Source organism: Flavobacterium sinopsychrotolerans (genome assembly GCF_900110375.1).
Lineage (GTDB): Bacteria > Bacteroidota > Bacteroidia > Flavobacteriales > Flavobacteriaceae > Flavobacterium > Flavobacterium sinopsychrotolerans.
The window spans coordinates 1-12492 of record NZ_FODN01000003.1 but is presented as its reverse complement, the minus strand read 5'-3'; the positions used below and the strand labels follow the sequence as shown (position 1 = coordinate 12492).

Genomic DNA, 12492 nt, shown 5'->3' with positions numbered 1-12492 from the left:
AAATGCAATATGAAGCAATTGTAATAGGAGTTTCTTCCGGAGGCATGAATGCGTTGAAAATTATATCCTCATCCTTACCGACACATTTCAATATACCAATTATCATAGTGCAGCATTTAAGTGCTCATTCCGATAGCCATTGGATCAATCTTTTAAATGAAAAAAGTCATCTTAATCTAAAAGAAGCGGATGAAAAAGATGCAATTGAAAAAGGCAGCATCTATATTGCTCCTCCTAATTATCATTTGCTAATTGAAAAGGATAAAACTTTTTCCCTTACTATAGACGAGCGTGTAAATTTTGCAAGACCTTCAATCGATGTATTGTTTGAATCAGCAGCCGAAACCTATAAAAATAAATTAATTGGGATTGTACTTACCGGATCTAATAGTGACGGCACAAAAGGAATTAAACGAATAAAGGATTGTGGAGGTCTGGCGATTATTCAAGACCCAAAAACAGCCGACTCTGAATACATGCCAAAGTCAGCAATTGCTGCTATTGAACCTGATTATATTTTATCATTGGAGGATATAGTCGAGTTATTAATAAAAATAGATCAACAAAAAAGATAATCAGCATCACTTTACAAATAACAAAATGAAAATGACCCTAGGAAGAAAAATAGTAATAGGATTTATTGCTTGTGCCGTAGTACTTTTAGGAGTTGCAATTTTCTCTTTTAAAAACAGTGAGAAATTTGTAGCTTCAAATACCCTGGTAAACGATTCCAATCAGGTACTATATGAATTCGAACAAATACTGATGTCTTCCGTTGATGCAGAAACAGGCGTTCGTGGTTATGTTATTACGGGCGATGATGATTTTTTGAAACCTTTTACAACTGCCAATACTAAAATAATTGAGAAACTTGAAAAAGTAAAAGAATTAACAAAAGACAATCCCAATCAGCAAAACAATATTGAGGAACTTGCAAAAGAACTTAAACTGCGGTTTGACAATTTAAACACATGCATTACCCTTCGCAAAGATGATTTTGAAAAAGCCAGAGCATTTATTACTTCAGGCGAAGGAAAAGAGATACAAGATGAAATAAGAAAAATAATTGATGAGTCGCAGGAATTAGAACGCACTTTACTTGCTCAAAGAATTCAAGATAGTCAAGACGATGCCAGCAAGTTTAATATTGTTTTTGCTGTTTTATTGCTGGTTATTGTTATGATTCTTATTGTTGTATATACTATTGTTGCTACAAATTTGAAAGCACTTAAAAATTCTGAGTCGGAAACTGCCAGCAAAAACTGGTTGCTTACAGGGAATTCAGAACTCAATGAAAAATTAATAGGAGACCAAAGCATAGCACAGTTGGCAAACAATACCATAAGTTTTTTATGTACGTATCTGAATGCCAATATAGGAGCTGTTTACCTATTTAATGAAAAAGACAATACACTGATGCTTAGTGGAAAATTTGCTTTTTCGTCTGCTCAAGAAACTAAAGAAAATTTTAAATTGAATGAGGGATTAATTGGTCAGGCTGCATGGGAGCAAAAACAGATTTCTTTAACAGACATATCTGAAGATCAAATTCGAATTACTTCATCAGTTCTGGATGCAAAACCAAAAAATTTGCTCATTACTCCTTTTTTACTTGACGGCAAAACGATAGGTGTAATAGAAATAGGCAAGCTTACTGATTTTAACCAAACAGAAAAAGAATTTATCAATGTTTCTATGAGTAGCATTGCTATCAGTGTTAATACTGTCCAACAAGCTGAAGAAAAAGAAAAAAGAGCAGCAGAACTTGCCATTGCTAACAAAGAGCTTGCCTTTCAAAATGAAGAGAAAGAAAAAAGAGCAGCCGAGTTAGGAATTGCAAATAAAGAACTTGCTTATCAAAATGACGAGAAAGAGAAAAGAGCAGCAGAATTAGCCATTGCCAACAAAGAACTCGCCTTTCAAAATGAGGAGAAAGAAAAACGAGCTGTAGAGTTAAGTTTTGCGAACAAAGAGCTTTCAAATCAAGCAGAAGAACTTCAAATACAACAAGAAGAACTTAGACAGCTCAATGAAGAATTAGAACAGCAAGCCCAAAATCTTAAACAACAACAGGAAGAACTGCAAATGACCAATGAAGAATTGGAAGAACAGACTCAATCATTAGAGGAAAAAAACAAAGAAGTTCAAGCTTCCAAAAATGATATTGAACAAAAAACTAAACAACTGGAGATTAGCAGCAAGTATAAATCGGAATTCCTGGCAAACATGTCGCATGAATTAAGAACACCGCTTAATAGTTTGCTTATTCTATCCAAAGATTTATCAGAAAACAGAAAGAAAAACCTAGATGATGTTCAAGTTGAAAGTGCGGAAATAATTTATAAAAGTGGTCATGATCTTTTGGTATTAATTAATGAAGTATTAGACCTCTCCAAGATTGAAGCAGGGAAAATGGCTATAAATATTGAAAAAATAGCACTGAAAAATTTTACAGATAATCTTCTTCGCGATTTTAAACATCAGGCGGAACAAAAAGGATTAACGATACTTTGCAAATTGGCAGCTGGTTTACCCGAATTTATCCACACTGATTCACAACGTTTGAACCAGATACTGAAAAATCTTTTATCCAATGCTATAAAATTTACCGAAAAAGGAAGTGTAACTATTAGTATTGACCCAAATACAGAGACAACTTTGAACATTTCTGTTAGGGATACAGGAATTGGAATATCAGAAGACAAACAAACAGCCATATTTGAAGCTTTTCAGCAGGCCGAAGGCGGTACTTCCAGAAAATATGGAGGTACGGGGTTAGGACTTTCTATTTCACGGGAACTTGCCAAATTACTGGAAGGAGAAATAAAAGTAAAGAGTCATTTAGACAAAGGATCTACTTTTTCACTCATTATCCCCCTAGAAATACACCCTGTACAAGAGCCTGAAACTGAAATTCAGGTGAAACCTATTTCGTATACACCACGCTCACAAAATGATATCAACTATCTAAATCATCCAACCATAGAAGACGATAGAGATACAATAAACACAGATGACAAAATAGTACTCATTATTGAAGATGATCGCAATTTCGCTGCTATACTTTTAAAACAAGCCAACAAAAAAGGATTCAAATGTTTGTCGGCTTCTTCTGGAGAAGATGGTTTATTGCTTGCTGCAAAATACAAACCTCAAGCAATCATTCTCGATATGGGTTTACCAGGAATCAAGGGAAAACAAGTATTGCATGAACTAAAAGTAAATCCTTCTGTAAGACATATACCGGTGCATATTATATCGGCAAATGACCGTTCGCTGGAACCTATCAGAGAAGGTGCAGTAGAATATCTTATGAAACCGATATCTAAAGATGGTCTAGAGGAAGCATTCATCAGGATTGAAAATTTTGTGAATAGAAAAATAAAAAACCTGTTGATTATTGAAGATAGTGAGAATTCCAGAAAAGCAATGAAAGTACTCATTGGCAATGGTGATGTAAAATGTTATGAAGCAGGAACAGGGAAAGAGGCTTTAGAATTGTTTGAGCACAATCACATTGATTGTATTATTCTGGACATTGGATTGCCTGATATGACTGGATTTGAACTGATCCATAAACTGGGAGATGTAAAAGCCCACAACCTACCCCCCATTATTGTTTATACCGGAAAAGAACTTACAAAAGAGGAAAATAATCTGCTTCACAAATATGCGGAGAGCATTATTATAAAAGGGATAAAATCCGAAGAACGATTGCTGGATGAAACTGCTCTCTTCCTTCACCGAACGATTAGCAATTTACCAAAATCAAAACAAATGATGATTAATAATTTGCATGATAAAGAAGCTATATTTCATTCCAAAAAAATATTATTGGTTGATGATGACATGCGAAATGTTTTTGCATTATCTAAAATATTGCAAGAACGCGGAATGGAAGTCATAAAATCAGAAGACGGTAAGAATGCATTGAATATGCTGGAAGTACATACTGACATTGATCTGGTATTAATGGATATTATGATGCCGGAAATGGACGGTTACGAAGCAATGAAACGAATACGATCTCAGATAAAATTCAGAAACTTACCCATAATTGCCCTTACGGCAAAAGCTATGAAAGACGATAAACAAAAATGTATTGATGCAGGTGCCAACGATTATATCACTAAGCCTATTGATGTAGAACGTCTGTTATCATTGATGCGCGTATGGTTAAGTAAATAATAAAATAACATCAAAAAGGCGGTACATCCCCTATCTCATTTAAGTTCCATTTTTTTGTTGGTGTTTAATATTCGTTAATTAATACTCAACATTCAAACTTTTATTTTACAATTAAAAATGAAAATAAATAGCCCTGTTAAAATTTTATTGGTCGATGATTTGCCCGAAAATTTGTTTGCCTTAGAAGTAATACTTTCTAATGAAAATTATTTATGTGTTAAAGCAAATTCTGGAAATGAGGCCTTAAAAATTCTGTTGCACCAACAAGATTTTGCCATCATATTAATCGATGTGCAAATGCCGATGATGGATGGATTTGAAACCGTAGAATTAATTCGCCAAATCGACAAACTGAAACATGTTCCGATTATTTTTTTAACGGCCAGCATGGATAATTCTCTACAAATTTTCAAAGGGTATCAGGCTGGGGCTGTTGATTATATGATTAAACCGCTTTCGCCTGAAATATTAAAAGCAAAAGTGGCTGTTTTTGTGGATTTACATACAAAAAATCAGGAATTATTAGTTCAGGCAGAACAACTGAAAAAACTTAATACTGATCTTACAGCCCAAAAATTACGTTCTGAATATTCTCTTAGTCTTATTGAAGCAAGTCATGACCCTTTATTTGCAATTAGCCCAGAAGGGAAAATAACCGATATGAATAATGCATCGGTAAAAGTAACCGGCATAGCACGAACAAAATTAATTGGAACCGATTTTTTTGATTATTTCACTGAACCGCAAATGGCGCGTGAAGTATATCAAAAAGTGTTTAAAAATGGCTTTATTGCCGATTCTCCACTAATCCTTCGTCATAAAAATGGTAAATTGATTCATGTATTATTTAATGGATCAGTATATAAAGATGACAAAGGACATGTACTGGGAGCAGCAATTGTAGCCAGAGATGTGACTAATCAAAAAAGAATTGAAACAGAATTGATTGAAGCAAAAATTTTTGCGGAGAACTCCACTCTTATAGCTGAAAATGCCGTAAAAGCAAAACAACAATTCTTGTCGAATATGAGTCACGAAATCCGTACGCCAATGAATGCAATCATCGGGTTTACAAAAGTGATTCTTAGAACAGATTTGACAGAGAAACAAAAAGAGTATCTAAACGCAATTAAGATAAGTGGTGATGCATTAATCGTACTCATTAATGACATACTTGATTTGGCAAAAGTAGATGCGGGTAAGATGACATTCGAAAAAACGCCTTTCAAAATGAAATCTTCCATTTCTGCCATGCTTCATTTATTTGAAAACAAAATTCAGGAAAAAAACTTAAAATTAGTTACGGAATACGACAGTAAAATCCCTTTTGTTTTGGTGGGAGATCCAATTCGTTTGCATCAAATCATTTTAAATTTAGTCAGTAATGCTATTAAATTTACATTTAAAGGAAAAATCACGGTAAGTGTTGATTTATTGCATGAAGATGATGATAAAGTAATACTGAAATTTGCTGTAACTGATACAGGGATTGGAATCTCCGAGGAAAAAATAGGGACAATATTTGAAAATTTTCAACAGGCAACCAGCGGAACTTCCAGATTGTATGGTGGTACCGGGCTAGGTCTTGCTATTGTAAAACAATTAATAGAACCCCAAGGCGGTACTATTCGTGTAAATAGCATTATTCATGAAGGTTCTACATTTAGTTTTACATTACCATTTCAAAAAACAAATGTTGATATAGAATTGGAAAATGAGTTGGCAGAGATAGATTCAGAAATGAAAAATATAAAAGTATTAGTGGTGGAAGATATTGCTCTAAATCAATTGCTAATGAAGACACTTTTAGATGATTTTGGATTTGAGCGAGACATTGCTGAAAATGGGAAAATAGCTATTGAAAAACTCCAAGAAAATGACTATGACATCATACTGATGGACTTGCAAATGCCAGAAATGAATGGGTTTGAAGCTACAAAATATATTAGAAATACAATGCATTCAACAATTCCTATTATTGCATTAACCGCTGATGTTACAACCGTTGACGGAGATAAATGTAAAGCTGTTGGAATGAATGATTATATTGCTAAACCAGTTGATGAAAGAGTGTTATATAATAAAATTATTGGAACATTAAAAAAATCTAAACTTGATAAAAAAGAAAAAATTAGTAATATTCAAGTTGAAAAAATAAAATACATTAATTTAGAATATTTACATCACAGAACTAAATCAAATCCAATATTAATGATGGAAATGATCTCCTTATATTTAGCACAAACTCCTCCATTAATAAGCACAATGAAACAAAGTTTAGCCGAGCAAAATTGGCAATTGTTAGGTGCTTCCGCACATAAAATGATCCCCTCTTTTTCGATAATGGGAATCAGTTCAAATTTTGAAAACATGGCAAATAAAATTCAGGAATTAGCCACAGCACCAGAAAAAACAGAAGAAATACATGAATTAGTGGAGCAACTTGAAGAAGTTTGCCTCCAAGCCTGTACCGAATTACAGGAGGAATTTGACACAATTAAAAATGCTGAAAAATAAATTATAACTCTGATATCTTAAAAAGATATTTTTCCCATTTTAAACTAAAAAAACAAAGCAACTTAACATTTAAAACAATTAATTTTAAGTTTCAACGATTAAATAAACCTATTTATATAAAAAAGATAAAGCATATTTTTATATGGGGGAGTGATTAACAGAAAATACAATAACACAAAACTCTTGGCAAATTGTATATTTTTTTAAAATGATAAAATTTCTATGAATTAAAGGACTAATTTTAACAAAATTTATAGTTAATTATTAAAACTATGAATTAAAAACATCTAATTAATAGAAATGGAATCAGCCAAAAAGTCCTCACCTAAAAAATTGATACCAAAAGAAGAAGTGAAAGCAAACTCCTTTACGGTCGTAGCGATTGGTGCCTCAGCAGGAGGACTGGAAGCTTTTAGTCTTTTATTAAAAAAATTACCCGTTGATACCGGTATGGCATATATTTATGTGCAACACCTGAGCCCAGACCATAAAAGTTTACTGACTTCAATTCTTTCTAAGATCACTAAAATGAAAGTGCAGGAAATTGATAATATGGAGAAAATGGAACCCAATAATGTGTATGTGATTCCACCCAATAAAGTTATTGAGGTAGTTAATGGTCATATTCGATTGTATCCCCGCATTAAAAATAACATTCCTAATCTAACCATTGATCTTCTTTTTTCCTCACTTGCCGAAACCCATAAAGAAAATGTTATTGGTGTAGTGCTTTCCGGTTACGCCAGTGATGGTATGATTGGACTTAAAGCCATTAAAGACGCTGGAGGCATCACCTTTGCACAAGACGATACAGCTCAAGCCACTAGTATGCCAAATTCAGCCATTACTTTAGGTGTGGTTGATTATATTTTGCCCCCTGAAGAAATCGCCGCCTCATTGATTCGCATCAGCAAAAAAGGTATTTCCATAAATAATGAGAAAGAAAAAGAAAGTACCCCAGAAATAACCGTTGAAAATAACAACTACGATATAAATACCATTTTTGAACTATTACTCAAAGAAACCGGGGTCGATTTTAGTCATTATAAAATGCCCACCATTAAGAGACGAATAAGTCATAAAATGCAGCAATATGGAATAAAAACGATACAGGAATATGTAAAGCTTTTACTCAAAAAAAATAATGAAATTGAAATTCTTTATACCGACTTATTAATTAATGTGACCAGTTTTTTTAGAGAAACGGAAACCTTCAAATTTCTAAAAACGGATCTTTTAGCAAAACTTTTAAAAAGTAAATCTACGGAAGAAACCTTAAGAATATGGGTTCCTGCGTGTTCTACAGGACAGGAAGCGTATTCCATTGCAATGATTATTGCCGAATTGCAGGATACTAAAACGAATAAAGTACCAATCCAGATTTTTGCAACTGATCTAAGCGAAGAAGCAATCAGAAATGCTCGTAATGGAGAATATTCTCAAAGTGATGTGGACTCTCTTCCCAAAAAATATTTATCGCGCTTTTTTACTAAAGAGGGTGACAATTATCGCATTATTAAAGAACTTCGTGAAATGTGCATATTTGCACCTCACAATATTTTACGGGATCCTCCATTTTCTCGAATGGATTTTGTTAGTTGCTGTAATCTCCTTATTTATTTTGATTCTGCTGCCCAGAAAAAAGTCTTTGCATCGCTGCATTTTGCATTGAATGACGGAGGGTATTTAATGCTTGGCAAAGCCGAAAGTATTGGGACATCCTCACTGCTTTTCACTATAGTAAACAATAAATTTAAAATTTATTCCCGAAAAAATAATTTGGGAGTGAGAAAAATACTTGATTTAACACCTCGTTTCACTCGTACAAATATGTCCAGTAAAAAAACAAATACTCCCTCTAAAAGCATAAGTGTAAATCAGGAAAGTATTGAAAACGCAATTGATTCAACACTTCTTTCTAGTTATATGCCTGCATGTGCAGTCGTCAATAAAGATATGGAAATTCTCCAGTTCAGAGGTGCGGTCTCCTCCTACCTTGAACATGCATCCGGAAAAGCCAGTCTTAATATTTTGAAAATGGCACGGCCAGAATTTGCTTTTGAACTTCGTAATGCTATTAGTAAAGCACTCGAAACAAAACAAACGGTATACAAATCAGGTATTGAAATAAAAATAGACTCCGTTTTACGATTGATGTCATTTGAAGTTTGTCCCCTTAAAATTGAGTGGGACGAACCCTTGCTACTCATTGTTTTTAAACCTCAGGAACTCGTTGAAAATTTTATTGGAAATGATACCAATCAAAAAAGTAATGCGACTCTCAAAGACTTAAAAATAAAAAAACTCACTGAGGAGCTCAATAGCACGCGTACAGAAATGATTGCTATTGTTGAAACACAAGAAACCATTTATGAGGAATTACAGGCAGCAAATGAGGAGATAGTTTCCTCAAATGAGGAATTTCAGACTCTAAATGAAGAGCTTGAAACCTCAAAAGAAGAAATTGAAGCCACTAATGAAGAGCTTATTTCTACCAATCAGGAATTACAAATGCGCCATGATTTATTAATAGAATCCCATGAATATTCAGAGGCTATTATTGCTACCATTCATGAACCAATGCTTATTCTTAATAAAAACTTTCATGTGATATCAGCTAATAAATCTTTTTATAAAAAGTTTATGGTTGATAAAGAAGAAACCGAAGGAAAATTGTTGTTCGATTTAGGCAATAAGCAATGGAATATTACAAAACTCCGGGAAGTTCTAAATGATATATTTTCAAAAAATAGCAGTTTCGAAAATTTTGAAGTTACCCATACTTTTTCTGGAATTGGAGAAAGAATAATGTTGCTTAATGCTCATTTGATTATTCAAAAAACAAATAGCGAACAATTGATTCTTCTTGCTATTGAAGATATAACGGATCGCTCTCGTTATTATCTCAAAGAAAAATATTCCCTTAGCCTTATTGAAGCAAGCCTTGATCCGTTAACTACAATAAACAATGAAGGCAAGATTACGGATATGAACCGGGCAACTGTGAATATAACTGGGCTATCCCGTGAAAAATTAAAAGGATCAGATTTCTTTGGTTATTTTACAGAACCAGAAAAGGCTCGTACCATTTATAAAGAAGTATTTGCCAGAGGTTTTATCACCAATTCTCCACTTAAACTTCGTCACAAAAGTGGTAAACTAACTGATGTTTTATTAAACGGATCTGTTTATAAAGATGATAGAGGCAATATTCTGGGTGTTGTTATTGTTGCCCGAGATGTGACCGATCAGAAAAGAATTGAATCCGAATTAATAGAATCTAAAGTTTTTGCAGAATTGGCAACTTTAATAGCGGAAGAAGCAAAAAACAAAGCAGAACAAGCCACACGAATTGCGGAAGATGCTATGAAAGCAAAACAACAATTTTTGTCAAATATGAGTCATGAAATCCGGACTCCCATGAATGCAATTATTGGATTTACCAGAGTGATATTAAAAACCGAATTATCTGAGAAACAAAAAGAATATTTAAATGCAATTAAATTGAGTGGTGATACACTAATTGCATTGATTAATGACATACTTGATTTAGCAAAAGTAGACGGCGGTAAAATGATTTTTGAAAAAAAACCTTTTAAAATGGCCGTTTCAATAGCTTCAATGCTTCAGCTATTTGAGACAAAGATTCAGGAAAAGAATTTAAAATTAGTTACAAATTATGACAATAAAATACCTGAAGTTCTTTTAGGAGACTCTATTCGATTACACCAGATTATTTTAAATCTGGTAAGTAATGCTGTAAAATTTACTTCGAAAGGTAAAATTGTAGTCAGTGCCAATTTATTATTTGAGGAAGAAGAAAAAGTAATTATTGAATTTGCAATTACAGATAGTGGAATTGGTATTCCAGAAGAAAGCATAGATGTTATATTTGAAAACTTTCAACAGGCTACTAACGGTACTTCCAGCCTATATGGAGGAACGGGTTTAGGGCTAGCCATCGTTAAGCAATTAGTGACATCGCAAGGAGGCAGTATTCGTGTCAAAAGTAAAGTTAATGAAGGTTCTACTTTTAGTTTTACTTTACCTTTTCAAAAAACAAAAAATGATGCTGAGTTAGAAACTAATTTAATAGGATTAGACACACCCGTAAAAAACATAAAAGTACTGGTTGTAGAAGACATGCCACTCAATCAATTATTGATGAAAACAATATTGGATGATTTCGGGTTTGAACGTGATATTGCTGACAATGGAAAAATTGCCATCGAAAAACTGCAGACAGAATCGTATGATATTATTTTAATGGACTTGCAAATGCCAGTAATGAATGGATTTGAAGCTACAGAACACATTCGCAACACTATGAATTTAAAAATCCCAATCATTGCGTTGACTGCTGATGTAACTACAGTGGATTTGGGAAAATGTAAAGTAGTAGGAATGGATGATTATATTGCTAAACCCATCGATGAAAAATTATTATTCAATAAAATTGTGGAGTTAACAAAAAATATAGATAACAAATAACAACTATCATTCAATAAAAAAAATTCTTTAATGTTTGGACATGCTAACTTAGCCATCACAGAAAGTTAAGAAATAATCTTAATTTTAGCCTATGAAACAAGTCCGCAAAATTTATGACAAAGCTTTTAAAGGAAAAGCCGTTCAATTGAGTTATGATAGAACAAATGTATCAGAACTCGCCAGAGAGTTGGGAGTCACAGCACCACAGTTGTATAAATGGCGTAAAGAGTTTGAGGAATTTGGAGAAGGAAGTTTTCCTGGGAAAGGAAATTTAAAACTCACTCCCGAGCAAGAAAAAATCCACGAACTGGAGAAAAGACTCAAAGATGCCGAGTTAGAACGTGATATATTAAAAAAAGCAATCGGCATTTTTTCCAAGAGCGTTCGATGATTTATAGTTTCATAAAAAGCAATGAACAACTATTCCCGATTGAAAAAATGTGCAAAGTTCTACAAGTGAGCAGCGGAAGTTATTACCGATGGAAAAAACAAGCAATCACAGCAAGACAACAACTAAAAATTACCATAAAGGAACAGATAACATTGATTTATTTTGCAGCCAAGCAAAGATATGGAAGTCCTAGAATAACATTGGAATTACAGTATTTAGGTTATAAAGTTTCACGAATTACAGTTGCAAAATATATGAAAGAACTTGGCTTACGGAGCAAATTAAGCAAGAAGTTCAAAGTTACAACCAACTCAAATCATAATTATTTAGTTGTCGAAAATGTATTAAACAGAGAGTTTATTGTAAAAATGCCTTCAAAAGTTTGGGTTTCGGATATTACATATATCCAAACTAAAGAGGGGTTTGTATATCTGACCACTATTATGGATTTATACGACAGAAAAATTATCGGTTGGAGTTTGAGTGACGGAATGAGTACAGAAGAAACTACGCTTGGAGCTTGGAAAATGGCGGTTAAAAACCGAGATATTGATGAAGGTTTGATTTTTCATTCTGACAGAGGTGTTCAATATGCCAGTAAAAAGTTTGTAAATGTTCTTGATTCCTATAAAAAAATAACCCGCAGTATGAGCCGTAAAGGAAATTGCTGGGATAATGCTGTGGCGGAAAGCTTCTTCAAATCTTTGAAAACGGAATTGATTTATGGGAACAAACTGATTTCTAAAGAACAAATGAAACTAGAAATCTTTGAATACATTGAAATTTGGTACAATAGAAAAAGGAGACATTCTGCTTTGAATTATGCAACTATTGAAGAATTTAATAATCAAATTAATTACAAAAATGTAGCTTAACTTAATGTGCAGTTTTTATTTGCATATCCA

Annotated in this window: 5 protein-coding genes; all 5 read left to right on the top strand. The window is 33.3% G+C overall.

Going from position 1 to position 12492, the window contains the following annotated elements:
* The first annotated feature begins 2 nt into the window (after positions 1–2).
* The 5 genes from BMX64_RS06915 (at position 3) to BMX64_RS06895 (ending at position 12462) form a co-directional block, all read left to right on the top strand.
* Positions 3–575 carry a chemotaxis protein CheB gene (locus tag BMX64_RS06915; RefSeq protein WP_091169101.1) on the top strand — a complete coding sequence of 191 codons (573 nt, stop codon included), beginning with the start codon at positions 3–5 and terminating at the stop codon, positions 573–575.
* 25 nt (positions 576–600) lie between these two features.
* On the top strand, positions 601–4188 hold the full coding sequence (locus BMX64_RS06910) for a response regulator (RefSeq protein WP_208858963.1): 3588 nt from the start codon (positions 601–603) through the stop codon (positions 4186–4188).
* 117 nt (positions 4189–4305) lie between these two features.
* Complete coding sequence (locus tag BMX64_RS06905; RefSeq protein ID WP_091169098.1) at positions 4306–6705, top strand: response regulator; 2400 nt, start codon at positions 4306–4308, stop codon at positions 6703–6705.
* Positions 6706–7005: 300 nt separating this feature from the next.
* Positions 7006–11196: a CheR family methyltransferase gene (locus BMX64_RS06900; protein ID WP_091169095.1), complete on the top strand. Its 4191-nt coding sequence runs from the start codon at positions 7006–7008 to the stop codon at positions 11194–11196.
* Positions 11197–11287: 91 nt separating this feature from the next.
* A protein-coding gene (locus BMX64_RS06895; RefSeq protein ID WP_244273223.1) for an IS3 family transposase occupies positions 11288–12462 on the top strand; the annotation gives its coding sequence in 2 pieces (ribosomal slippage) (positions 11288–11555 and positions 11555–12462; 1176 coding nt in all).
* Positions 12463–12492 lie beyond the last annotated feature (30 nt).